The sequence below is a fragment of the Brachybacterium sp. AG952 genome (genome assembly GCF_004362645.1).
In the GTDB taxonomy this organism is placed as follows: domain Bacteria; phylum Actinomycetota; class Actinomycetes; order Actinomycetales; family Dermabacteraceae; genus Brachybacterium; species Brachybacterium conglomeratum.
This window is the reverse complement of record NZ_SNXV01000001.1, coordinates 31,312-55,947: the sequence shown is the minus strand read 5'-3', so window position 1 is coordinate 55,947 and position 24,636 is coordinate 31,312. Positions and strand designations below refer to the sequence as shown.

Sequence of the window (24,636 nt, the reverse complement as noted above, 5' to 3'; positions counted from 1 at the left end):
TCGGCGCCTCTACGGTAGCGGCCGCTTACAGTGTCCCCATGCCGTCGTCCCAACCTGCCGTGCGCCCGGTGCTCGCGGCACTGCTGGCGGCACTGGTCATCGCCTCATCAGTGCTGGTCAGCGGCCCGGCGACCGCGCTCCCGGGCGCGCAGGCCGCGCCCGCGGAGAGCCCGTCGGCCCCGCCCGTCCCGGACGACGACGCGCCGGTGACCATGGACCTCGTCTCACTGACCCCCACCTCCCTCGCCCCCGGCGGCACGCTCCGGGCCGAGGTCGAGGTGACCAACGCCTCCTCCGCGCCGCTGACCGACCTCGACCTCGAGCTGCGCACCCGCACCTCCCGGGTCACCGACCGGGGGGCCCTCGCGAGCTGGCAGGCGGAGGCCGGGCCCGACGTCGAAGGGCCGGCGCTGGCCACCGCCTCCGGGACCCCGCCCGCGAGCCTCGCGCCCGGGGAGAGCACCACCCTCGTCGTCGAGGCCACCGCGGAGGAGCTCGGCTACTCGGAGGAGACCTACTACTGGGGGACCCGCCGCATCTCCCTCACCGTCGCCGCGGACGACGAGCCGCTCGCGGGCCTGCGCACCTTCGCGGTGTGGCGGCCCGACGGCGCCGAGGAGACCATCACCCAGTCCACGCTGCTGCCGGTGTCCGAGGCCGACGCCGCCTCCGCGGTGCTCGCCCCGGAGGAGCACGCGGCCTCCGCGGAGCAGGGGCGGCTCGCCGCTCTGCGCGCCCTCGCCGCCCGCGAGGACGTCGACTGGTGGCTGGATCCCGCGCTGATGGATCCGCCGACCCTGCCCGAGCCCGAGCCCGAGGCCGCGGGCGGCGAGGAGGCGGAGGGCTCCTCGGCCGCGCCATCCCTGCGCCCCGACCCGGCGTCCACCGCGATCGCCGACGAGCTCGACGCCGCCGTCGGCGAGCGCACCGTGCTCGCCGCCCCCTACGCGGGCGCCGATCTGGTGAGCCTGCGGGAGTCCGGGGCGATGCTGCTCGAGGGCGCCGCTCGGGACGCGGCCGACGGGGTGTGGGAGACCCGCGGCATCTCGCCCCGCGCCCAGGTCCTCGGCGTCCCCGGCGCGGAGGCGGATGCCGAGGCCCTCGAGGACATGATCGAGGTCGGCGCGACCGCCGCCGTGGTGCCCTCCAGCTCGCTGCGCCCCGACCCGAGCTCCACGGTGACCCCGAGCTCGGTGGGCGTGTACGAGTCCTCCCGCACCGAAGGCGCGCAGCTGTCCGTGCTCGCCCCCGATCCCGTGCTCTCCGAGGAGTTCTCGCTGCTGACCGGGGACTCGGACGCGGAGCAGACCCGTCAGCGGCTGCTCGCCGAGACCGCCACGATCGCCTCCGAGTACTCCAGCGCGCCCCGCCACCTGCTGATCTCCCCGTCGGCCGCGGCGGACCTGGACCCCGCGGCCGCCGGTGCGGTGCTCGACGCCTTCGCCGAGGCGCCCTGGATCGAGTCGGGCCGCACCTCGACGCTGCTGGACACCGCGGACCAGCAGTCCTGGACCACCGACCCGGGTGCCGACGGCGAGGAGCCGTACGCCCTCGGCCGGCTGCAGGCCGAGGACGTGCACCCCTCCGGCCCGTCCGACGGGAGCTGGCGGGTGCTCGAGGAGACGACCGAGGCGCAGCTGCTGGACCCGGCGGTCCTCGAGGACCTCGAGGGCACCTGGCGCCGGCTCGACGCGCTCGGCGCGGCGATGGAGGACGACGCCCCGCTGGACGCCGCGCGCCGCGAGATCCTCTCCGCGACCTCCCTCGCCTGGCGCGGGGACCCCGGGACCCCGGCCTCCCGGGCGCAGGACGCCGCCGAGCGGGCCGACGCCCTGCAGGACCGGATCCAGGTGGTCCCCGCCTCCGGCTACAACGTCGTCTCCGACACCGCCGCCGTGCCCATCACGATCACCAACGGCATGGACACCCCGATCACGGTGAAGGTCACGGTCACCTCCGACCGGCCCCTGGTCCAGGTCGGGGAGCCCGCGGTGGTCACCGTCCCGGCGCACGGCCAGACCAACGCGAGCGTGGACGTGGAGGCGGTCGCCAACGGCTCCGTCACCCTCACCACCACCCTTACCACCGAGGACGACCGGCAGCTGACCGACCCCGTCGACGTGCCGCTGACGGTGAACCCGTCGTGGGAGAACTGGACCACGCTCCTGCTCGTCATCGCGATGGGCCTGCTGGTCGTCGTCGGCGTCGCCCGCGCGCGCCGCACCGGCTCCAGCAGCCGCGCCCCCGCGATCCGGGGCCCCGAGGACCCGGAGGAGCTCGCCCGCACGGGACGCTCCACGCTGGACACCTCGGTGCCGGAGCGGACCTGGACCGAACGGGCGAGGCACCGCGGCGGGGACGCGGCCGACGGGCCCGCGACGGCCCCCGATCCCGACGACGCCCCTGACCACGACCCCGACGACACCCCCGAGGAGGACCCCCGATGAGCACCACCCGCCGGGTCCGCAGGGTTCATCACATACCCCGCCATCGCCGCCACGGCAGCCCCTCCAGCCGCTCGCGGCTGCTGCAGGCGAGCGTGCTCATGGCCTCGGGCTCGATGGTCTCCCGCCTGCTCGGCTTCGTGCGGAACTTCCTGTTCGGCGCGATCCTCGGCGGCTCCATGTCCTCGGCGGCCAACGCCTTCTCCGCCGCGAACACCCTGCCCAACACCATCTGGCTGCTCGTGGGCGGCGGCACCCTGAACGCGATCCTGGTGCCCGCGATCGTGCGCGCCGTGAAACGGCCCGATCGCGGCAGCGACTACATCTCGCGCCTGATGACCCTGGTCGCGGTGCTGTCCCTCGGCGTGACCGTCGTGTGCATGGTGGCGGTGCCGCTGCTGCTCACCCTCACCAGCGGCGTGCTGCCGCCGGCGACCTATGCGCTCGCGGTCCAGCTGGGCTACTGGATGATGCCGCAGATCTTCTTCTCGGCCCTGTACGTGATGTGCGGGCAGCTGCTGAACGCCCACGACTCCTTCGGCCCGTACCAGTGGGCGCCGGTGCTCAACAACCTCGTCGGCATCGTCGGGGCGGCGCTGTTCCTGGGTCTGTGGGGCACCGTCGGCGATCCCGCGCAGTGGACGATCCCGATGATCGCGGCGATGGCGCTGATCAACGTCGGCGGCTCCGCGGCGCAGGTCGTGTTCCTGTTCTGGTACGTCAAGAAGCTCGACCTGCGCCTGCGCCCGAAGTGGGGGCTGCGCGGCCTCGGGCTCGGCAAGCTCTCCCGGATCGGGCTGTGGTCGCTGGCGATGCTGGGGCTCGGGCAGCTGGGCATCTGGGCGTCCCGCTGGGCGACCGGCGGCGCGGTGCGGATGACCGAGCAGCTGCAGGGCCAGCCCGAGCTCGCGGCCCGCTATCCGGCGCTGCTGACGCTGGAATGGGCGTATCTCGCGTTCATGATCCCGCAGGGCATCATCGCGGTCACCCTGGTCACCGCCGCGTTCCCGTCCATCTCCCGCAGCGCCGCCGCGGAGGACCATGCCGGGGCGCTGGCCCGCTACACGGACACCAACCGGATGCTGTCGGTGCCGATGGTGCTGTGCACGGCAGTGTTCGTCGCGCTGTCCGGGCCGATCATGTGGGTGATCGGCGGCGGCACCGGCGAGATCGGCGCCCGCGCCAACGGCAGCGTGCTGGTGGCCTACATGCTGGGGCTCATGCCCTTCGCGTCCCTGTACCTGATCAAGCGGCTGTTCTACGCCTACGAGGACGCGCGCACCCCGTTCCTCGCGCAGATCCCGATCGCCGCGGTCACGCTGATCTCCGTGCCGGTGATCCTCACGCTCGTGGATCCGCAGTACGCGGCGATGAGCGCCGCGGGCGCGACCAGCCTCGGCAACCTGCTGGCCTGGCTGTTCGGGCTGTGGCAGCTGCGACGTCATGCCGCACGGCACGAGGTGGCGCCGCCGAGCCTGCGCGCCGAGGCGCTGCTGCTCGGGAGGCTGATCGCCGCCGGCGCGGTGAGCTGGGCGGCCGGCACGGGCCTCGTGGCCCTGCTCGACGGCCTGATCTGGCAGCACCGCGCGCTCGCGGTGGTGCTCGGCATGGTGATCGGCGCGGTGATGATCGTGGTGTTCACGGCGGCGGGGCACGTGCTGCGCGTGCCGGAGGTGCGCCAGCTGGTCGGCACGACGCGACGCCTGGTCCTGAGGCTGCGCCGTCGCGGAGCGGGGGCGACCTCGTAGCATGGTCGACGCAGATGACGGGCATCGACCCGCCGGACGAGGAGAGGGAGGGTCCGTGAGCACGAACCCCGAGCAGGATGCACTGCACGCGAGGTGGACCCTCGAGGGCAGGATCCCGCTGTCCGGTGTGGCCGACGGCGCCGTCTGGCGCCGCGCCCGCTCCGTCGCGACCGGCGAGTCCGTGGTGCTGTTCATCGTCCGCGGCGAGGCCGCGCTCGAGGCGGCCGATGCGGTGCGCCGCGCCTATCTCGTCGAGGAGCCCCGTCTGCTGCCCGTCCGGGAGATCGTCGTGCTCGACGACCCCCGGGAGGAGTCCGACACCACCTCGACCGGTGCACCCGAGGACGGGCCGACGACGGTCGTGGAGTACCCGATGCCTCCCGCCCCGCCGCTCGCGGCGCTGCTGACCGATGGTCCGATGCACCCCGAGACGGCGCGCGCGATCATCGGCGAGGCGGCGACCGGTCTCGAGGCCGCGAGGCGCCGCGGCGTGCGCCATCAGTTCCTCGACTCCAACCGCGTCTTCGTCGACACGCGCTCCGGCGGCGTGCACATCCTCGGCATCGGCGTCGAGGCCGCCTCGCACCCCGGTCTGGACCGCTCCCGGGAGGTCGCCTCCTTCCAGGACACCGCGGCGCTGGTCGCGCTGCTCTACCGGGCGCTCACGGGACGCACCCCCCAGCACGACGGCACTGGCACCGTGCCGCGGCCCTCGACGCTCGTGGACACCGACATCCCCGCGGACCTCGACCTGCTGTGCGACCTGGTGCTCAACGAGTCCGCCGACGACATCCCCGAGACCACCCGCGGGCTGATCGAGGCGCTCGAGCCGTGGCAGTCCATCCCGGTGACCTTCGAGGCGTATCCGCGCGGCGCCGCCGGCGGGGTGTCGGGGGCCCGAGCTGCGTCGGGCGACGGTGCGACGCCGAGCGATGGTCATGGCTCGGAGGCCGCTGCGGAGACCCCAGGGGCGGTCGGCGGCGAGTCCGGTGCCCGGGACACGCGGGAGGACGCGGAGCGGGGCGCCGCCGGTCCGGCCGTCGGGGCCGGCGCTGCCGGTGCCGGCGCTGCCGGTGCGGTGACAGGTGCCGCCGTGGTCGCGGGCGCGGGGGTGACCGGTGACGACGCCGGCTCCCGCCCGGATGCGGACGGCACCGGCGATGCCGGCTCCGACGCTGCTGATCACGCCGTCGGCGCCGCGTCGGCCGATGCCACCTCGGCTGATGCTGCCCGGGCCGAGAACGGCCCTGACGACGCCGAGCCCGTCGACGACGAGCCCGGCGACGCCGCCGAGAGGACGGCGGCCCTGCCGGCCATCGACGACGCCGCGGTGGGCACAGGCGAGGATCAGGTCGTCGACGAGCGGTCGGAAGACGCTCGAGTGGACGAGACGCAGGCCGCGGCGAGCGAGACCGCTTCGGTTCCCGCTGCGAGCGCAGCCACGATCGGCGAGGACCTGTCGGCGGAGGACGGCTCCTCCTCGAGCCAGGACGCCCCTGCCGGCGAGGAGACGCCTGCGGAGACCTCCGGGGAGACCCCTGCGGCGCCGCGGGAGGACCACTCCGCGGCGGCCGCGACCCTCGTGAAGGACCTGCATCTCGACGAGAAGCGGGACACCAGCCCCTTCCCGGGCCACCTCGACATCACCCAGCTCCGTCGGCCCCAGGCGGAGGCCGCTCGGACGACCGACGCGGCGCAGGACTCCGCCGTGTCGGGAACCGGTGCGGTGGCCGCGGCGGGCCTCGCCGGAGCCGCCGGCGCGGCGGGAGCCGCAGGCGCCGCCGCGGCGCAGTCCCCGTCGACCCAGCAGTCCCCGTCGACCCAGCAGTCCCCGTCGGCAGGACAGTCCCCGTCGGCCGAGCCCGAGGCGACGCAGCAGATCCCCTCGCGCACCTCGGGGACGCACTGGCCGCTGAGCCCCGCCGGTTCGCCCGCGGGCAGCGATGGGCGCGCCGAGCAGCCGGGGGTCGGCGCGATCGCGCCGACGGCGGACCATGCCGCCCCCACCCCGTCGGTCGCTCCCCAGCAGTCCAGCGAAGCGGAGCAGAGCGGGACCGCGGGCGAGGACGAGCCCACCGCGGCGATGCCCGCCGTCGGCGCCGCCGCAGGACCCGCCGTGCACGAGACCGGTCCGATCGTGGTCCAGGGCCGTCGCAGCTCCTACCTGGACGAGACCCCCGAGGAGACGACGGTCCCGCACTCGCGCGGCTCCCTGCTGCGCGACGTGGTCGGCGTCGCCGTCGACGCCGACGATCCGGACACCTTCGCCCTCGGCCCCAGGGATCGTGAGAAGCGCTCCCTGCAGTCGCAGTGGATCGTCGTCGGCGGCGTCATCGTGGTGATGTTCGCACTGGTCCTCGCGGTCACCGCCATCACCCGCGACCTCCGCGAGATCATCGCCGACCCGCTGGCGACCGCCACGCCCCAGACCACCGCCCCCGTCGAGGAGGACACCGGCGAGGCGCCCGCCGAGCCGACCCCGACGGACACGGAGGAGCCGGAGCTGCCCGCCCCCGAGCTCACCGGCGTCGAAGTGTTCACCCAGGGCACCGACCTCGAGCCCGACAACGCCGATCAGCAGGACCGAATGACCGACGGTGACCCGGGGACCTTCTGGTCGACCAAGCACTACCAGAGCGCCGACTACGGCGGCCTCAAGGAGGGGGCGGGCGTGCGCCTGACCTTCGCCGAGCAGTCCACGCTCAGGACCGTCAAGGTCACCACCGCGCGCAACAGCGGCGGGCTGATCGAGCTGCGGGCCGTGCACGACGACGGCTCCCTCGGCGACGTGCTCGCCAGCGGCGAGCTCGCCGGCGACGGCGAGGTGCTGCTCGAGACCCCGGAGCCCGTCGAGGCCGACGAGGTCGCGCTGTGGATCCCGGAGCTGCCCCCGGACAGCAACGAGCAGGGCCGCTACCGCGCCCGCATCGCGGAGATCCAGGTCGGATGACCCCCCGCGATGTGCGCCGGGGGCCCGCACGACGTGCGGACACCCGCAGGCCGCGCATCCGCTCGGTGCTCGGCATCCCGCTGCCGATGATGATCCTCGCCCTGATCATCGCGGCCCTGCTCGGCGTGCAGCTCGCCACCGCGCTGGAGCAGTCCACCACCAGCGCCTCCCACATGACCGGTGCCTCCGTCGACTCCGGCTCCGGCACCGGGAAGAATTCTGCCGGTCTGACCGTTGTCACGGAGGCGAGCCTCGGCACCGAGGTCCAGCGGCTCGTCGACACCGGCACGATCCAGCCGATGACGAGCTTCGACGCCGCGCAGTGCCAGCAGGAGCAGGGCATCACCGAGTCGATCCTGATCATGGAGGAGGTCTCATGGGGCGGGGAGGACACCACCGGCTGGCTGCTCGTCCACGGTCCCGTGGACCGCGAGACGCTGCGCGCGAACGGCGGCATCATCTCCGCGACGGTCGTGCTTCCCACCTGCGGGACCGGAGCGCACGACGAGGACCCCGGCCAGGACCGTCTCTGGGCCGGCCATGTGATGATCGGCCCGCTCTGACCCCGTCGGCCCCTCCCGAGCCCCCATACTGGACGACGGTCCTCCCGCCGACCGCCTCCGCCCCATTCCACGGAAGGACACCCTCATGACCCAGCCGATCCAGGCCCTCAACATCCTCGGCGGCCCCGCGCCGGCCGCGCAGCCGCTCGTGCAGCCCGTCGCGGACGACGACGGCACCGTGCACGAGGTCGTCATCGTCGGCTCCGGCCCGGCCGGCTACACCGCCGCGATCTACACGGCGCGCGCCGAGATGAAGCCGATCGTCATCGCGGGCGCACTCGACGCGGGCGGCGCGCTCATGACCACCACCGACGTCGAGAACTTCCCCGGCTTCCCCGAGGGCGTGCAGGGCCCCGAGCTGATGGCCTCCTTCCAGGAGCAGGCCGAGCGCTTCGGCGCCGAGGTCGTCTACGAGGACGCCGTGGATCTGCAGCTCGACGGCGACGTGAAGAAGGTGACCCTCGAGGACGGCACCGTGTACCGCGCGAAGTCGCTGATCATCACGACCGGCTCCGCCTATCGCAAGCTCGGCATCGACGGCGAGGCGGACCTCTCCGGCAAGGGCGTCAGCTGGTGCGCGACCTGCGACGGCTTCTTCTTCAAGGACCAGGACATCGTCGTGGTCGGCGGCGGCGACAGCGCCGTCGAGGAGGCCACCTTCCTCACCCGCTTCGGCAAGTCCGTCACCCTCGTGCACCGCCGCGACGAGCTGCGCGCCTCGAAGATCATGGCGCGCCGCGCCGAGGCCGATCCGAAGCTCACCTTCGCGTGGAACAGCGAGATCGTGCGGATCAACGGCCGCGACAAGGTCGAGTCCGTGACCCTGCGCGACACCGTCACCGGCGAGGAGCGCGACCTCGTGACCTCCGCCGTGTTCGAGGCGATCGGCCACCTGCCCCGCACCGACCTGGTGCGCGGCAAGCTCGAGCTGGACGACGAGGGCTACATCGTCTGCCAGGGTCGCAGCACGTACACCTCCGTGCCCGGCGTCTTCGCCGCCGGCGACGTCGTGGACCACACCTACCGCCAGGCCATCACCGCCGCAGGCACGGGCTGCCAGGCCGCGCTGGACGCCGAGCGCTGGCTCGCCGACCGCGCCGCCGGCATCGACGCCGCGACCGACGCCGAGCAGCCCGTGGTGGAGGCCGTCTCGCAGTGACCGTCCCGGCGGTGCCCGAGCCGGCAGTGCCCGAGCCTGAGTCCCCCGTCCGCCCTCCTCTCGGCCCCTCCCGGGGGAGCGCGGGGAGGGCGGACGTCGTCCTGCCCGCGCAGCAGCGCGCCCACGGCAACGGCCCGCCTGACGCATCGCGGGACGCGGAGCGGGTGCCGGTGCTCGTGCTGGTGAGCGCGGACTGGGCGGCGCCGTCCCGGCCCGCCCCCACGCTGCTCAGGGAGATCTCCCGGCGCTGGGGGACCTCCATGCAGTGCCTCCTCATCGAGGACCCTGAGGACGCCTTCCTGGACCGCTGGGGTATCGAGCACCTGCCCACCTGGCTCCGCTTCGTCACCGACGACGTAGACGGGGAGCAGAGCGAGCTGCACGGCCTCACCCCCGGGGGAGAGGAGCTCGTCCTGGGCGGCCCGTGGCGGCTCACGCACCGGCGCAGCGGAGCGCTGCCCAAGCACGTCGTGGACGCGGAGCTCGGACCCGAAGCCGGTTGAGGGGAGCCTCTACGGCCGTGGGATCGCCGGCGGCCGCACCGGTCCCTCGAGACCGGGCTGTCGCGCCCGCGGGCAGGACGAGCTCAGCAGCCACGCCGTGTTCACGATCCAGTCGTGGTCGTCGCGACCGCGCGCGGAACGATCTGTCAGGGGGCGACGTCCCGACGACATGGTTCCGCGTCCGCATCTGGCCGCGCCCTCGCGAGGTCGACGCCGCGGCCAACGCGACGGACTCGCGCTGCGCCCGACGGAGCGTGTCATGCGAGGCGTCCTCCACGTCGTGTCAACCTAGGTGCAACCGCCCGCGCTGACGTGCATGGACGGTGCATCCACATCGCTATCCACATGAGTATCCACAGACCTCTCCTCGTCTTTCCACAAGGTTATCCACAACTGGCTGTGGATGACGGTGGAACCTCTCTGACCACGACCTTCGTCACAGAAGTGCCCCTGACCTGCGGCTTCAGATGATCTCCGAGTCCTGCTGACGTCGGCCCGGGGATGTGCTACGGGAAGCTGTTGTATCGCAGGTCACATTCTGGACAGTTGGCCCGAAGAGGTTGTCCACAGGGTTCTGCACACTGTGCATGACCATAGAAGGTGCACGTGAATCACAAGGCGAGCGGCGGGAGCGGGCGCGCCGTACCGCGCCGCCCACGTGGGCGTCCGCCTCCTTCGTGCAGACATCGAGACTCCGAACAGCACCTCCGGCCTCCGTGCCGCACTCGCTCCGCGCGGGAGGCCGATGTCTCTCCCCGTACACCAGAAGCGACGCTCTGTGCCCGATCCACAGGAGCCGCGCCGGCTCGAACAGCACAGGGGTCGGCGGTGGGAGGAGTGTGAGCAGGTCACGTGCGGCTCGCTCGGACAGGCTCCACTGGCCCGTCGACCATTACAGCGCCATGTTCGCTGTGAAACTCTCCTGATCTGTTGAGGTAGGCCTCCGCCGCCCGCGGGGTTGTCCCCTCAGCGATTCCCCGGGCGCGCCCGTGCACTGGTAGAGGGGTTTCACGACAAACGGCGTCTCGCCGGAGACACGCTCCCTTGGACGGAATACGCATGCGCTCAGGGCCGACGGAGGAAGCCTCCACGCCACGTGGGCAACGCGTTAGTCGTTGGTCATGAGGTACCGGAGATGCCACCGCCCCGGCGGTCCCTCCACTCGGCTGGATGATCCATACAGCGGTTCCACGTGCAACGAACGGGGCCGAGAGCGCGCAGCGTGCTGAGCATGTACGGCGTGACGCCTCTCCCGCCACGTCAGGGAAGAGCCCTTCTGATGAGACGGAGCCCCACGGTCGACAGCACGGTATGGGGAAGGTGAAGCAGAGCAGCGCAACTGACGACCAGCAGTGCCCACCTGCCGTTTCACGGGAAACCGATGGGCCTGCTACGAGTGCAGGGGGACGCCTCGATGCCCTGCCGTAGTGCGGGTTTGACGTGAAGCAGGCTCAGTCCCGGGGGGCAGCGGAACGCACAGCTCTGGACAGGGGCTCGCAATGCGGAGTTCTGCACTCATCGGCGTTTCACGGGGAACGCTTCCACTCCCCACTGGAGGCGAGTCGCGGCACGAGATCGTCAGCTCGTCCTTGGATTCGCGCGATCCGACGTGCATCCACCGAGAAGGGCCCTCACAGTCGCCGCTGGGAGGTTCCAGCACCATGTTTCACGGCAAACGCTGTCGTAGGAGTGGCGGTTGAGAGCTCGCCATCCCAAGAATGCAACCGGCAACATGGGATGAGCACGCGAAGCCTCCAGCCCAAGACACGGCGCTTCATTGGGGCTTGATGCAGACGGAAGCGGAGCTATACAGCATCACCGTCACGAACAGCAGTTCCACTCGAAACCTCAAGGGCCGGGGTCCACCGGCGCACCCGGCAGTTGCTCGGATGCAGGCGGACAGACTCGCCACACAGTCGTCGCGATCGGCTGCGCCTGCCAAGCCGATGTTTCACGCGAAACAAGGATCAGGGACATTACCCGTCCATTTCTGATGCGTGTCACGCCAGACACTCACGGTGAGCGGGAGAGTGATCGCGTCCTACTCGGCCCGGTCTAGATGCTGCTGCGCGCACGGGAGGAGCGGGCGCGTCGGCTCGTTTCACGTGGATCCCCGAACTCACGATCTCCACACCGCCGACTCGGTCATCCGCGACGACGGCACCGCTCGTGTCCGGACACGTGCGATTCACGGGAAACATCGGTGGCCCGAGAGTTGTGTGCTCCTCAGGGACGGGCTTTCCCTCGCTGCGCATACGTCGATCGAAGTTCATGGAGTGAACGCCGTTGACACTCCGGGGAGGGGCGACCCTGTGACGGCTCACGTGAAAACCACTCCGCGCCACGGCTTTGACGACACTCCCGACACCGGAACTCTGCCTATGACTCACCAGGCGTCGCGCGAAGCAACATAATCATAAGAGCGGTCCGAAAGCCCTGGTCGGCGGACTTTGGCCAGCGTTTCGCGTGAAACAGTGCACTGGGCAAGTTGACATGACGGGATCACTGCGACGGATACGGCACTGTTCCCCGCGACGGACATCTTCCACGTGGGTACCACCGGCCCGGCAGAGGCGGGGCAGCTCGTCCCCCGGATGCCGCGGACTCTCCTCCTTCGAGGATCGTGCACCGCGAGCCCTGGAACGCACGTCCCAGGACCAGGCGACTCGGTTTCCCGTGGAACTCCCCAGGGGAGCGAGTCAGCCGAGGCCGGCGTTGCATGAATGGCATCAGATGCTCGCGCAGGCATCCTCAGGAGACCGGAGCATCTCAGTGCCGACACCTGCGGCCCTCGCAATCTGCAGCGGCGAGCCACATGTTTCCCGAGAAACCACGAGGGACCGAGGCACGTACGGACTCCGCTTCCACAAGGGTGCACACATCCGTGGACAACCACTCTCCGTTGGAGAAGTGCAGTCCACAGAGTTGTACACAACGGTGGACAAGCTCCGTTCTGCACTCTGGCCTGCATCGATGGCACGGGATCATCCCCCGGTACGAGGGCGACGCGGGGCTGCGGAGGAGGCTGCGGAGGGAAGACGAAGACAGGTGCGTCCACACCGCGTGCACCGGGCGGAGCTGACACACATACCGTCCATGGCAGATCCGTGTGTACTGTGACACCACTCACACTAGAGGAAGGACCCTTTCACTGAAGGGCCCCCTCGGGGTGCTGGTGCTCCTCGCGGGCGAACGCGGAGTTCGGCCGGCGGGAGGGGGACGGGACGAGCACGCTCTCGTCGGTCAGAAGAGGAGCGCGCTCGTCATCGGGACGACGGCATGGCGCACGTTCCACGCCGCAGCACGTCAGCGCTGCAGCGAGCGGGTGCGGAACGGACCCCGCACTCCCCGAGTCACTCCGGGGCCGGGAGCTCCAGGCCCATGTTCTCCATGAGGCGCTCGAGATCCTCGAGGTTCGTGAACTCGAGGGTGATCTTGCCCTTGCGCTTGCCCACGTCGATGCGCACGGGCGCCTCGAGGCGGTTCGACAGCCGGCTCGTCAGGTCCACGACGTGCGGATCGTAGGTGCTGCGGCGAACGGTGCGGGGAGCCTGCTGCTGCCCGCCGCGTGCCACCAGGCGCTCTACGGCGCGCACGGAGAGCCCCTCGCTCACGATCCGCTGGGCGAGCTCCTCCATGAGGGTCGGATCGTCCAGGGACAGCAGCGCACGGGCGTGGCCGGCGCTGATCGCTCCGCTGGCGAGACGGCGCTGCACGAGGGCGGGGAGCCGCAGCAGGCGGAGCGTGTTCGTGATCTGGGGGCGAGAGCGCCCGATGCGCTCTCCCAGCTCGTCCTGCGTGCACCCGAAATCGTCGAGCAGCTGCTGGTAGGCGTTCGCCTCCTCCAGCGGGTTCAGCTGGGTGCGGTGCAGGTTCTCGAGGAGCGCGTCGCGCAGGAGGTCGTCGTCGCTAGTCTCGCGGATGATCGCGGGGATGGCGGTGAGACCGGCACGGCGGGCGGCGCGCCACCGGCGCTCGCCCATGACGAGCTCGAAGGACTCCCCGTCCTCGGTGACCGGGATCGGGCGCACCACGACGGGCTGCAGCACGCCGACCTCGCGCAGCGAGTACGCGAGCTCGTCGAGCTCCTCCTCGTCGAACATGGTGCGCGGGTTGCGGGGGTTCTCCCGGACCTCGTGGATCGGGATCTCCGCGAACTCCGCGCCAGGGACGCTGACGAGGCCCTGGCTCTCGAGAGGAGCTCGCTCCGAGCCGGCATCGGACTGTCCGGCAGCGCCGGAATGCGCTTCCCCGGCGTCATCGCGCGCATCCCCATCGGGACCGACCGCAGCTGCGTGCTCGGAGTCCGTCTCAGCGGGCTCGTCGGTCGCAGGGTGCTCGTCGGCCGGCGCGGAGCTGTTCTGAGCAGCAGGGGCTTCCTGAGGGGCGGCAGCAGGCAGCTCGGTCGTGGAGGGCTCGGCAGGCGCTGCCGGCTCGGCGTCCTCCGACGGGGCGGTGTCGCGCACTCGGGTGTACTCGACCGCCTCGACGTCGACGATCGGGCTGTCCTCGCCGCGCAGGGGGGCCTCCGACTCCGCGGAGCCGGCCTGCGGGGCCTCCTCCGGCGCGTCATCGGTCTCGGACTGCGCATCCTGCGCGCTCGACGCCGGGGCCGTCGCCTCGTTCTCTGCGGCGGCAGGAGCGGCCTGCGAAGAAGCCTGCTCCTGCTCGGCCGACGAGGAGGCGACGGTCGGGACCTCGTCGGTCCTGACCGGAGCGGTCTCGTCGACTGCTCCGCCCGTCGCGGGGGCGGGGGTGGGAGTGGTCGGCGCCGAGGTGGGCCGAGCGGTCGCGCTCGCGTCCTTCGAGGCGGCGGTGCCCTCCGCGGTGCCGGTCGAGTCGGCGGCAGCCGTGGGCACGGCCGCGCTCTTCGCGCCGGTGGATCGCTTCGCCGGGGAGGAGGCGCCCTTCGAGCTGGAGGTGCTCCTCGCGGGCGAGGAGGTCCTGGACGAGGAGGTGCTCTTGACAGTCCCGGTGCTCTTCGCGGCTCCCGAGCTCTTCGCGGTCGTCGACGGCGCGGACGTCGCCGAGGTGCTCTTCGAGGCGGTGCCCTTCGACGCAGTGCTCTTCGACGCAGTGCTCTTCGTCGTCGTGCCCTTCGAGGCGGTGCTCTTCGACGTGGTGCCCTTCGAGGCGGTGCCGGAGTCCTTGGACGCGGTGCCCTTGGACGAGGTCGAGCGGGAGCCGGTGCCCGCCGAGCTCGACGTGCCGCGCTGTGCCGCCGTGCCCTTGGAGGTCGTCGAGGCTTCGGCGGCCGTCCCGGCGCCGGAACCGCTCGCGTCCGCGCCACCGGAGGAGTTCCCGGCTCCGGAGCGCTTCGCGGTCGACGAGCTGCCGGAGCGGCCCGCGGCGCGGCCGCGTCGCTCGGCGGCGGCGCGCGCCATGCCGGTCGCCAGGTCACGGGCGCCGCCCCGCTGGGGGGCGTCCTCGGAGGAGACCTTCTCGCCGGAGAAGAACATGTCCACCGGGCGCGTGCTCGACGCGGCGGAGCTGCCCTCCTCCTGCGGACGGGTGCGCGTGCGCAGCTCCTGCTCAGGAGCGGGCGAGGAGCCTGCCCCCGGGATCAGGGCGCCGAGACCTCTGCCGAGTCCTCGCTTCTGCGTCATGGCCGTTGTCCTTCCGAGAAATGTCGTCACCGTGGGGGTGACCTCCGTGCCGGGCGCGACATCGCGCGGTGAGGGGAGGTCGAGGTCAGGGAGCGGGCCGGGAGTTCAGCTCGAAGGCCGCCGCCCGGTAGGCGAGCGCCCCGCTGGAGCCGGGATCGTAGGTGAGCACGGTCTGGCCGTAGCTCGGCGCCTCGGAGATCCTCACCGATCGCGGGATCGTGGTCTCGAGGGTCTGGTCGGGGAAGTGGTCCCGCACGTCCTGGGCGACCTGTGCGGCGAGGCGCGTGCGCGCGTCGTACATGGTCAGCAGGATCGTGGAGACCACGAGATCCGGGTTCAGGTGCTGCCGGATCAGGTCGATGTTGTTCAGCAGCAGCGTCAGGCCCTCGAGCGCGTAGTACTCGGCCTGGATCGGGATCATCACCTCACGGGCCGCGACCAGCGCGTTGACCGTGAGCAGGCCGAGGGAGGGCGGGCAGTCGACGAGCACGTAGTCCAGGCGGGGCAGGCCCTGGGCCTCCCGCTCCTCGAGGTGCTCGCGGATGGCGTTGCGCAGCCGGTTCTCGCGGGCGACGAGGGAGACCAGCTCGATCTCGGCGCCGGAGAGATTGATCGTCGCGGGGGCGCACTGCAGGCGCTCCATGTCCGGGACGTCCTGGACCACCTCGGACAGCGGCGCGGACTCGACCAGCACCTCGTACATGCTGGGCACCTCGGCATGGTGCTCGATGTTCAGCGCCGTGGAGGTGTTGCCCTGCGGGTCGGCGTCGATCACGAGCACGTGCAGGCCGCCCATGGTCAGCGCGGCCGCGAGGTTCACGGTGGTGGAGGTCTTCCCCACCCCGCCCTTCTGGTTCGCGATGGTCACGATCCTGGTCTGCTCGGGGGAGGTGAACTCGACCTCCTCCAGCTGCCGGCGGCGGGCGTGGTCCCGGGTGAGCTCGCGCATCAGCGGGGTGTCGTCCATCGACCCCGCCCCCTGGGAGGAGCCCTCGCGCTTCTCAGCCACGCGCATCTCCCTTCCTGCTCGCCTTCGGCCGGCGACGCACTTGGACCACTGTAGTGGGAACCTCGACCTCGCCCATCCCGTACCGGGTGATGGTGGGGTCGATCCCGCCGAGCTTCGTGAGCACCTTCTGGGCCCTCTCGATCTCGTCGGCGGCCGAGGAGCCCTTCATCGCCAGCAGCAGCCCCTCCTCCTCCACCAGCGGGAGGGTCCAGCGGGCCAGCTTGTCCAGCGCCGCGACGGCCCGGGCGGTGACCACCTCGAACTCCCGCTCGCCGTGCAGCTCCTCGGCACGGGCGCGGACGACCTCGAGGCCGAGGCCGAGCTCGGCATCGACCTCCTCCAGCCAGGTGGTGCGACGCTGCATCGTCTCGATCAGCGTCACCTGCAGCTCAGGGCGGGCGATCGCGATCACGACGCCGGGCAGCCCGGCCCCGGAGCCGACGTCGGCCAGGGTCCTGACCGACGGGTCGATGGCGTCGGCCATCAGCGCGCAGTTGAGCAGGTGGCGCTCCCAGAGCCGCTCCACCTCGCGCGGTCCGATCAGACCGCGCTCGGGACCCTGCTCGGCGAGCAGGGCGGCGAAGCGCTCGGCGAGCTCGAGCCGGTCGCCGAAGAGGCGCTCGGCCAGGGGTCGGAGCGATGCGGGGAGCGTCGTCACGGCAGGCCTCAGGACGTCGGGTAGATCACGACGTGACGGCCCTTGCCGTCGCCGTCGGACTCGGAGCGCAGCCCCTCGCGCTTGGCGACGTCATGGACGACCTTGCGCTCGAAGGGGTTCATCGGCCGCATCGGGACCGGCTGCCCGGACTCCTTCGCCTCGGCGATCGCGGAGGCGGCAAGCTCCTCGAGTCCGCCCTTGTGCTCGGCGCGGAAGCCGCCGATGTCCAGCATCAGGCGCGACCGGGCGCCGGTGCGGGTCTGGACCGCGAGGCGCGCGAGCTCCTGCAGCGCGTCCAGCAGCTCGCCCTTGGGGCGGTTCAGCTCCGCGAGACGGTCCGCGCCGCGGATCTCCACGGAGGCGCGGTCGCCGTCCACGTCGATGTCGATGTCGCCGTCGAGGTCCGCGATGTCCAGCAGCTCCTCGAGGTAGTCGGCGGCGATGTCGCCCTCCTCCTCGAGGCGGCGCAGGCGCTCCTCGTCGGACTCGCCGTCGGACTCGTCATCGGACTCGCTCTCGACCGCGTCCTGCGTCTCGGCGGCCTCGGCGGAGCCGGCGGAGTCCGCGGGGGCGGCGGTCTCCGCGGCCTCGGCGGCCGGGGCATCCGTGCCCTCGTGCGCCTGCCGGGCGGCGGTCTCGTCGGCCGACGACGGATCGGTGATGGTCTCGTTCATTCAGGGTCCTCCGGGAATGCAGGGATGGACGACCCGGGAGCGACCGTGCTCCCGGGCCGTGAGGTCACTTCTTCCGCTTCTTCTTGCCCTTGTCCAGGGGGGAGCTCTTCGGCGGGGGCACCGGGAAGTCACCGGACTCCTCCTGCGCCCTGCGCCGCTCCTCGGCGGCCTTGGCGCGGGCCTCGCGGGCGCGCTGCAGCTTCTCCTCGTCGGAGAGCTTCTTGCCGCCCTTGTTCTTGGAGGTGGGCTGTACGCGGATGTTCCGCTCGGGCTCCGGATCGGGCTCGGCGACCTTCTTCGGCGGGGTGAAGTCCAGCGGCTCCAGACCCTTCTTCTCGCGCTTGGCGTTGATGCGCTCGTGGCGCTCCTTCTCCGCGTCGGAGCCGGGGGTGGGGGTCGCGCGGATGACGATGTACTGCTGGACGAAGGTCCACACGTTGGTGGTCAGCCAGTAGATGAGCACACCGATCGGCATGCCCGGCCCCGTGATCACGTAGATGAACGGGAGCATGTACAGCATCATCTTCTGGGTGCTGGCCATGGGGCCCTCGAGGGCGGCCTTGGGCATGTTCTTCATGGTCAGCGACTTCTGGGTGAAGAAGGTGACCGCGCACATCGCCGCGATGATGATGCCGGCGACGATCTTGGTGGTGGCCCCGCCGTCGCCGGAGTTCAGGAAGCTGTCGGCGATGGTGACGTTGCCGAGGATGGTCGAGTTGCTGGCGCTCTGGGCCAGCGGCGTGGTCAGCGGGCCGAAGGCCTCACCGCCGGCGGCCTCGGGCAGCTTGTTGAACAGCACCCGGAACAGGCCGAAGAAGATCGGCATCTGGAGCAGCACCGGCAGGCAGGAAGAGAACGGGCTGGCGCCGGCCTCCTTGTAGACCGCCATGGTCTCCTCGGCCATCTTCTGCCGGGACTCCTGGTCGGTCTTGCCCTTGTACTTCTTCTGCACCGCCTGCAGCTCGGGCGAGACCATCTGCATCGCGCGCGAGGCGCGGATCTGGCGCACGAACAGCGGGATGATCAGGGTGCGGACCACGGCGGTGAGCCCGACGATGGACAGCACCCAGGTGATGCCCGAGTTCGGATCCATGAACAGCGACAGCACCGCATGGAACTTCACCATGAGCCATGCGACGGCCCACTCGATCGGATACAGGGGATTCATCGGCCTGGTCTTCCTGCCGCACGGATGCGCATGTCGTTCATGCGAGGTGCCGGCTGTGGTCGGGAGTCTCGGACAAGGGTAGGCCCTAGGGGGCCGGGCGCCGCAGTCGGCGTGGATTGCTCCACATGCCCGGCGCCGGGACCGGATCGAGCCCCCCGCGGGTCAGGGGGTTGCAGCGGAGGATCCGCCAGGTGGTGAGCAGGATCCCCTTGACGGCCCCGTGCGTGCGCAGGGCGTCCATGCCGTACTGCGAGCAGACGGGGTCGTACCGGCAGGCGGGCGGGGTGTACGGCGAGATGCCCACCTGGTAGCCGCGCACCGGCAGCATCAGCAGCCGGCGCGGCAGGCGGCCCAGGCGCCGCAGCGCGCCCTCGCGACCTCGCGCGCGCTCCGGCGGGACGCCGCTCACCGCGACCGCTCCTCGCGGCGGGCGAGCTTGCGGGAGGCGGAGGCGAGCGCCGAGTCCACGTCCTCGCGGAGCTCGGCGAAGGGCTGAGCCTCGATGCCCGGCAGCGCCCGCAGCACGATCGCGCTGCCGGCGGGGAGGGTCTCGAGATGCGGGCGCACGATCTCGCGCAGGCGCCGGGTGACGCGGTTGCGCACCACGGCGTTGCCGATCTTCTTGGACACGACGAATCCCACGCGGGGTGCCTCCTCCTCCTGCGTGAGCAGGGTCAGGTGCACGACCACGTGGGATCGAGCGCTGCGCGCGCCACCGCGGGTGACCGCACGGAACTCGTCGCCGCTGTGGAGCCGGCGACTAGACCAGTACACGACGACGTGACGCCTCGGCCCTGGTCACCGTCGTCTCAGGCGGAGAGCTCGGCGCGGCCCTTGGCGCGACGGGCGTTCAGGATGCTGCGGCCGGCGCGGGTGCGCATGCGGGCGCGGAAGCCGTGCTTCTTGGCGCGGCGGCGGTTGTTCGGCTGGAACGTGCGCTTGCTCATGGTTCTCCTCGATCGTGGGCACGGGCGTGCCCCTCGCGGTGGCGTGTGGTCTGCTGCGCGAACGGATGTCCGGGCGCACCCGCCGGGGCGGGGCGGCTGCCGTGTCCCACATCGGGACGGTGCCGTCGGGCGGCGCGCAGCGCTGACTGCACGATTTTAGGCGCGGGGGTGCACGGGGTCAACGGAGGAGCCCCGCTGAGGGCCGGTTGTGGCCCGATTCTCACTTCCGGGGGCGTGTCGTGACGGCCCCGAGGGCCCGTCGTGCCCTTCGGGTCCTGTCCCTCCGACCCAGCGACGCCCGACGGGGCGGCGCCGCTCACATCGTCACGGTCGTCCCGGTCACGTCGGAGGCGGCTCCCCGACCTGTTGTCCACATCGGCGATCCACAGCGGTGAGGATAATGTGGAAAACTGTGGCGACCCGCGCCCGAGACCTGAGGGGGACACCTGATGCCGGAGGCGAACGCCGACGCGATCTGGGACAGCACGCTGAGCATCCTGCGCCGCGACGACACCGTCTCCCAGCGTGTGATGGCCCTGCTCACCCTCTCCCGCCTGATGGCCGTGGTCGCGGACACCGCCCTGCTCGCCGTGCCCTCCACCTCGGCGAAGGAGCTGATCGAGAACCGGATCGCGGGTTCCCTGAAGGCCGCCCTCAGCGAGGCCACCGGCAAGGACCTCCGCTTCGCCGTGACGGTCGACGAGTCGCTGCTGCTGGAGGGGGACGACGAGGACGAGGCCCCTGCACCGCCGCTGACCTCCTCCTCCACCGCCCGCAGTGCACATCCTGTGGACAACGATGTGGACAGTTCCACGGGGGATGTCCACACCCCGCCCTTCCGTCGTGGACGGGGCTCCGTGCTCCCCTCCGAGCCCGCCTCCGGCCGGCCCGCGCTGCCCTCGAGCAGCACCCCGGACTCGGTCGCCTCCGCCGCTTCGCGCTTCGGCCGCGGGGAGGACGAGTTCCACGGCTCCGCGGCCGACGATCCCAGCGCCTATGCGGGGATGTCCGCCCTCAGCGGCGCCTCCGCCCCCTCCCCGGGTCCGGCGCCGCGCCGCCCCGCCCCCGCCGGCGGCGCCTCGACCCTCGGCGAGGACTCGCGCCTGAACAGCAAGTACACCTTCGACACCTTCGTGATCGGCTCCTCGAACCGCTTCGCGCAGGCGGCCGCGTCGGCTGTGGCGGAGACGCCCGCGAAGGCGTACAACCCGCTGTTCATCTACGGCGGATCCGGTCTGGGCAAGACCCACCTGCTGCACGCGGTGGGCCACTACGCACAGAGCCTCTACCCCGACGTGGTGGTGCGCTACGTGAACTCCGAGGAGTTCACCAACGAGTTCATCAACTCGGTGCAGTCCGGCCAGTTCGGCAAGGCGCAGGAGTTCCAGCGCCGCTATCGGGACATCGACATCCTGCTGATCGACGACATCCAGTTCCTGCAGCGGGCGCCGGAGACGATGGAGGCGTTCTTCCACACCTTCAACACGCTCTACAACTCGGACAAGCAGATCGTGATCACCTCGGACCTGCCGCCGAAGGAGCTCGGCGGCTTCGAGGACCGGATGCGCTCCCGCTTCGAGATGGGGCTGATGACGGACGTGCAGCCGCCGGACCTCGAGACCCGCATCGCGATCCTGCGCAAGAAGGTCGCCCAGGAGAACACCGGCGAGGTGCCGCACGAGGTGCTGGAGTACATCGCCAGCCACATCGCCACGAACATCCGCGAGCTCGAGGGCGCGCTGATCCGCGTGCAGGCGCTGCACTCCCTCTCCCGCCAGCCGATGGACGTCACCCTCGCCGAGTCCGTGCTGAAGGATCTGCTCTCCCACGACGACGGCGCGCAGATCACCGCCTCGACGATCATCGCCCAGACCGCGACCTACTTCGGGCTGTCGGTGGAGGAGATCGTGGGCACCGGCCGCAGCCGGCGCCTGGTCTCCGCGCGGCAGATCGGCATGTACCTGTGCCGGGAGCTGACGGACATGCCGCTGATCCGCATCGGCGAGGAGTTCGGCGGCCGCGACCACACCACCGTCATGCACGCGAACAAGAAGATCAGCGAGCTGATGAAGGAGCGTCGGGCGATCTTCAACCAGGTCACGGAGCTCACGGCGAGGATCAAGAGCTCGAGCTCCTCGGCCCGGCAGTGACGCGGGAGTGACTCAGCCGACCGCCTGAGGTCGCCGGAGAATGTCATCCCAGGTCAGACCGACGTTCTCCCCAATTGTGGATAACTCTGTGGACAGTGTGGAACGACGAGCATCTGCGCAGGAGCCGATGTGCACGGAGGAATGACAGGAATCTGACGAGGGCAGGGATCCGTGCACAGACCGTGCACGAGCTTCCTGTGATTGTCGACGAGTCGTCCACGTCCACAGTGTCGGCTGTGGCCTGCAGACATGTCGTTTATCCACGAGATCCACAGCCGTGATGATGAGGTCTGTAGTTTGTTGCTCGTCGTGGATGTGGAGGGCGGGGGTCGGCAGCAGCGGCCGAGGAGCGCGGAGGAGCAGGGGCGGAAGTCAAGGATCTGCGGCGGTGTGTCGTCGAAGGGCTCCGGGAACCGATACGCTGTCCACCGTTCGATCACGATCCGGCTTTCGACCACTGCGAAGGAGTGGCAACGGTGAAGTTCCACCTCGACCGCGGCGTCCTCGGTGACGCCGTCTCCTGGGCCACCCGCACCCTCCCTGTCCGTCCGGCGATGCCGATCCTGCAGGGCGTGCGCATCGTCGCCGATGCGGGCGGCGAGCTGCAGCTCTCGACCTTCGACTACGAGGTCAGCGCCCAGATCCGTCTCGAGGCGGAGATCGAGCAGCCGGGCGAGGTGCTGGTCCAGGGGCGGATGCTCTCGGACATCGTCCGCGCCCTGCCGAACAAGGACGTCAGCGTCGCCCTCGAGGGCACGAAGCTCCAGGTCCGCTGCGGCAGCGCCCGTTTCGCGCTCGCGACCCTCCCGGTCGAGGAGTACCCGCAGCTGCCGACCATGCCCCCGGTCGCCGGCACCGTCGCGGCCGACGTGTTCTCCGAGGCGATCTCCCAGGTCACCGTCGCGGCCTCGAAGGACGACACCCTCCCGCTGCTGACCGGCGTGAAGGTCGAGATCAGCGGCGAGACCATGACCCTGATGGCCACCGACCGCTACCGCCTGGCGCTGCGCGAGCTGACCTGGAACCCCTCGTCGCCCGGCGCCGAGCTCACCGCCCTGGTCCGCGGCCGCACCCTCCACGAGGTCGCCCGCTCGCTCGCGACCGGCGGCGGCGTCGAGATCGCGCTGTCCGACGAGGACTCCGCGAACCTGATCGGCTTCGAGGCCGGCGGCCGCCGCACCACCTCCACCCTCGTCGACGGCGACTACCCGCCGGTGCGACGCCTGTTCCCCGAGACCACCGCGATCACCGCCGTCGTCTCCACCGGCGCGCTGATCGACGCGGTCAAGCGCGTCTCCCTGGTCGCCGAGCGGAACACTCCCGTGCGCCTGTCCTTCTCCGAGGGCCAGGTGGCGCTCGAGGCCGGCGCCGGCGACGACGCCCAGGCCAGCGAGGTGCTCGAGGCGCAGCTCGAGGGCGAGGACCTCGTCGTCGGCTTCAACTCGGGCTTCCTGCTCGACGGCCTCGGCGCGCTCGGCAGCGAGTTCGCCCGCCTGACCTTCACCGACTCGATCAAGCCTTCGGTGATGACCGGGCAGGACTCGCTCGAGGGCGAGCCCGACAACTCCTACCGGTACCTCATCATGCCGATGCGGATCTGAGGGAGGGCGAGCTCCCTCCGTGCACCTGACCGCGCTCGAACTCACCGACTTCCGCTCCTACCGGCAGCTGAGCCTGCCCGTCCGTCCCGGCATCACCGTCATGGTGGGCCCGAACGGGCAGGGCAAGACCAATATCGTCGAGGCGCTGTGGTACCTCGCGACGCTCTCGAGCCATCGCGTCCCCCACGACGCCGCGCTCGTGCACCGCGGCGAGTCCACCGCGATCGTCCGCGCGAGCTTCGAACGCGCCGGCCGGCCGCTGCAGATCGACCTCGAGATCACCCCCGGCAAGGCGAACCGCGCTCGGCTCCAGGGGCAGAACGTCTCCCGGCTGCGCGACCTGCTCGGCGAGGTGCGGGCGGTGCTCTTCGCCCCGGAGGACCTGGGACTGGTCAAGGCCGATCCCGAGGGCAGGCGCCGCTTCCTCGACGAGCTCCTGTTCGAGATCGCGCCCCGCTTCGCCTCGATCAAGGCCGACTACGACCGGGTCCTCAAGCAGCGCGGCAACCTGCTCAAGCAGATGCGCTCGATGCGGCGCGGCGGCTCGGGACGCAGCGTCGGCGGGCTGGACCCGGCCGAGTCGGCGGCCTCCACGCTCGAGGTCTGGGACCAGCAGCTCGCCCGTCACGGCGCCGAGCTGCTGCGCGCCCGGCTCCACCTCGTGAACCGTCTGAGCCCCCACCTGGGCTACTCCTACCTGCGGGTCTCGACCGACGAGGGGGCCGAGCAGGCGCTCGACCTGCCCCCTGACCAGCGCGGCGAGGTCGCCTCCCCGGCGGACGTCCGCTACCGCTCCGACGTGCTCGACGAGCTCGGCGCCGCGCCCGGGGAGCTTCCCGGCACCCGCGAGATCCACGACGCCCTGCTCGCCCTGGTCTCCGCACGGCACGACGAGGAGATCGACCGCGGCACGAACCTCACCGGCCCGCACCGCGACGACCTCGAGATCCGCCTGCACGACTTCCCCGCGAAGGGCTACGCGAGCCACGGCGAGTCCTGGTCCCTCGCGCTCGCCCTGCGCCTGGCCAGCTACGACCTGCTGCGCCTCGAGGAGGGCGACCTCGGCGACGGCGAGCCGATCCTGATCCTCGACGACGTCTTCAGCGAGCTGGACGTCCATCGCCGCGAGCGGCTCGGCCGGATCGTCACCGACGCCTCGCAGGTGCTGATCACGACCGCGAACGACACCGACATCCCCGCCTCCCTCGACGGCGAGATCCACGTGGTCGACGTGACGCTCGGCGAGGCGGTCCCGCGCAGCGGGGGCGGGCTGCGATGAACGGCGGTGCTCCGCGCCCGAGGATCGCGAACCCGTACGGGCTCGGCACCTGGAGCGGGGCAGCGGCGGGGTCCGAGGAGCAGTCGACCTCGCCGACGGCTCCGGCTGCCGTGCCCGTGCGGGGCGGTGCCCGGAACGGGGACGGTGCCGAGCGTGCCCGCGGCGGAGCGCGGCCGG

17 protein-coding genes are annotated in these 24,636 nt (G+C 71.4%); 9 read left to right on the top strand and 8 right to left on the bottom strand.

All coding sequences use genetic code 11. The features are described 5' to 3' along the window. The first annotated feature begins 38 nt into the window (after positions 1-38). The 6 genes from DEU31_RS00245 (at position 39) to DEU31_RS00220 (ending at position 9,367) form a co-directional block, all read left to right on the top strand. The gene (locus DEU31_RS00245) at positions 39-2,447 is read left to right on the top strand and encodes a DUF6049 family protein (protein WP_243733653.1); all 2,409 of its coding nucleotides are present in this window, start codon (positions 39-41) and stop codon (positions 2,445-2,447) included. After that, positions 2,444-4,192 carry a lipid II flippase MurJ gene (locus DEU31_RS00240; protein ID WP_133674940.1) on the top strand — a complete coding sequence of 583 codons (1,749 nt, stop codon included), beginning with the start codon at positions 2,444-2,446 and terminating at the stop codon, positions 4,190-4,192. The genes DEU31_RS00245 and DEU31_RS00240 overlap by 4 nt, the downstream gene beginning before the upstream one ends. Positions 4,193-4,247: 55 nt before the next feature. Further along, positions 4,248-7,142 carry a hypothetical protein gene (locus tag DEU31_RS00235; protein WP_133674938.1) on the top strand — a complete coding sequence of 965 codons (2,895 nt, stop codon included), beginning with the start codon at positions 4,248-4,250 and terminating at the stop codon, positions 7,140-7,142. Beyond that, the gene (locus DEU31_RS00230; protein WP_010552031.1) at positions 7,139-7,705 is read left to right on the top strand and encodes a hypothetical protein; all 567 of its coding nucleotides are present in this window, start codon (positions 7,139-7,141) and stop codon (positions 7,703-7,705) included. The genes DEU31_RS00235 and DEU31_RS00230 overlap by 4 nt, the downstream gene beginning before the upstream one ends. An 85-nt stretch (positions 7,706-7,790) precedes the next feature. Next, complete coding sequence (gene trxB, locus DEU31_RS00225) at positions 7,791-8,864, top strand: thioredoxin-disulfide reductase (protein WP_010552030.1); 1,074 nt, start codon at positions 7,791-7,793, stop codon at positions 8,862-8,864. A gap of 11 nt (positions 8,865-8,875) precedes the next feature. Next, positions 8,876-9,367 (top strand): hypothetical protein, encoded by a 492-nt coding sequence (locus DEU31_RS00220; RefSeq protein ID WP_133674935.1) that lies wholly within the window; start codon positions 8,876-8,878, stop codon positions 9,365-9,367. Positions 9,368-12,720: 3,353 nt separating this feature from the next. On the opposite strand, the gene DEU31_RS00215 is transcribed toward DEU31_RS00220, so the two are convergent. The 8 genes from DEU31_RS00215 to rpmH form a co-directional block, all read right to left on the bottom strand. Beyond that, positions 12,721-14,973 (bottom strand): ParB/RepB/Spo0J family partition protein, encoded by a 2,253-nt coding sequence (locus DEU31_RS00215; RefSeq protein WP_133674933.1) that lies wholly within the window; start codon positions 14,971-14,973, stop codon positions 12,721-12,723. An 85-nt stretch (positions 14,974-15,058) separates the two neighbouring features. After that, positions 15,059-15,988, bottom strand: coding sequence for a ParA family protein (locus tag DEU31_RS00210; RefSeq protein WP_243733652.1), 930 nt, complete (start codon positions 15,986-15,988; stop codon positions 15,059-15,061). Beyond that, positions 15,975-16,640 (bottom strand): 16S rRNA (guanine(527)-N(7))-methyltransferase RsmG, encoded by a 666-nt coding sequence (gene rsmG, locus DEU31_RS00205; RefSeq protein ID WP_010552026.1) that lies wholly within the window; start codon positions 16,638-16,640, stop codon positions 15,975-15,977. Before rsmG ends, DEU31_RS00210 begins: the two co-directional genes overlap by 14 nt. An 8-nt stretch (positions 16,641-16,648) precedes the next feature. Then, a complete protein-coding gene (locus DEU31_RS00200) occupies positions 16,649-17,314 on the bottom strand; it encodes a R3H domain-containing nucleic acid-binding protein (RefSeq protein WP_010552025.1) in 666 nt (221 codons plus the stop codon). 64 nt (positions 17,315-17,378) lie between these two features. Continuing rightward, a complete protein-coding gene (gene yidC / locus DEU31_RS00195; RefSeq protein WP_133674931.1) occupies positions 17,379-18,482 on the bottom strand; it encodes a membrane protein insertase YidC in 1,104 nt (367 codons plus the stop codon). An 85-nt stretch (positions 18,483-18,567) separates the two neighbouring features. After that, positions 18,568-18,891, bottom strand: coding sequence for a membrane protein insertion efficiency factor YidD (gene yidD, locus DEU31_RS00190; protein ID WP_010552023.1), 324 nt, complete (start codon positions 18,889-18,891; stop codon positions 18,568-18,570). Continuing rightward, a complete protein-coding gene (rnpA, locus tag DEU31_RS00185) occupies positions 18,888-19,256 on the bottom strand; it encodes a ribonuclease P protein component (RefSeq protein ID WP_029360897.1) in 369 nt (122 codons plus the stop codon). Before rnpA ends, yidD begins: the two co-directional genes overlap by 4 nt. A gap of 35 nt (positions 19,257-19,291) precedes the next feature. Beyond that, on the bottom strand, positions 19,292-19,429 hold the full coding sequence (gene rpmH, locus DEU31_RS00180) for a 50S ribosomal protein L34 (RefSeq protein ID WP_010552021.1): 138 nt from the start codon (positions 19,427-19,429) through the stop codon (positions 19,292-19,294). Positions 19,430-19,878: 449 nt separating this feature from the next. Here rpmH and dnaA point away from each other — a divergent pair, with 449 nt between their 5' ends. The 3 genes from dnaA (at position 19,879) to recF (ending at position 24,459) form a co-directional block, all read left to right on the top strand. Next, positions 19,879-21,579, top strand: coding sequence for a chromosomal replication initiator protein DnaA (gene dnaA, locus DEU31_RS00175; protein ID WP_010552020.1), 1,701 nt, complete (start codon positions 19,879-19,881; stop codon positions 21,577-21,579). Positions 21,580-22,055: 476 nt separating this feature from the next. Further along, positions 22,056-23,180: a DNA polymerase III subunit beta gene (gene dnaN, locus DEU31_RS00170; protein ID WP_133674928.1), complete on the top strand. Its 1,125-nt coding sequence runs from the start codon at positions 22,056-22,058 to the stop codon at positions 23,178-23,180. Between the two features lie 19 nt (positions 23,181-23,199). Further along, positions 23,200-24,459, top strand: coding sequence for a DNA replication/repair protein RecF (gene recF, locus DEU31_RS00165; protein ID WP_010552017.1), 1,260 nt, complete (start codon positions 23,200-23,202; stop codon positions 24,457-24,459). Positions 24,460-24,636: the final 177 nt, after the last annotated feature.

Bases quoted from the DNA above. Each gene is read 5' to 3' on its own strand.
- DEU31_RS00245 (WP_243733653.1), top strand. From the start codon at position 39: ATGCCGTCGTCCCAACCTGCCGTGCGCCCGGTGCTCGCGGCACTGCTG.
- DEU31_RS00240 (WP_133674940.1), top strand. From the start codon at position 2,444: ATGAGCACCACCCGCCGGGTCCGCAGGGTTCATCACATACCCCGCCAT.
- DEU31_RS00230 (WP_010552031.1), top strand. From the start codon at position 7,139: ATGACCCCCCGCGATGTGCGCCGGGGGCCCGCACGACGTGCGGACACC.
- trxB (WP_010552030.1), top strand. From the start codon at position 7,791: ATGACCCAGCCGATCCAGGCCCTCAACATCCTCGGCGGCCCCGCGCCG.
- DEU31_RS00215 (WP_133674933.1), bottom strand. From the start codon at position 14,973: ATGACGCAGAAGCGAGGACTCGGCAGAGGTCTCGGCGCCCTGATCCCG.
- DEU31_RS00210 (WP_243733652.1), bottom strand. From the start codon at position 15,988: ATGCGCGTGGCTGAGAAGCGCGAGGGCTCCTCCCAGGGGGCGGGGTCG.
- DEU31_RS00200 (WP_010552025.1), bottom strand. From the start codon at position 17,314: ATGAACGAGACCATCACCGATCCGTCGTCGGCCGACGAGACCGCCGCC.
- yidC (WP_133674931.1), bottom strand. From the start codon at position 18,482: ATGAATCCCCTGTATCCGATCGAGTGGGCCGTCGCATGGCTCATGGTG.
- rpmH (WP_010552021.1), bottom strand. From the start codon at position 19,429: ATGAGCAAGCGCACGTTCCAGCCGAACAACCGCCGCCGCGCCAAGAAG.
- dnaA (WP_010552020.1), top strand. From the start codon at position 19,879: ATGCCGGAGGCGAACGCCGACGCGATCTGGGACAGCACGCTGAGCATC.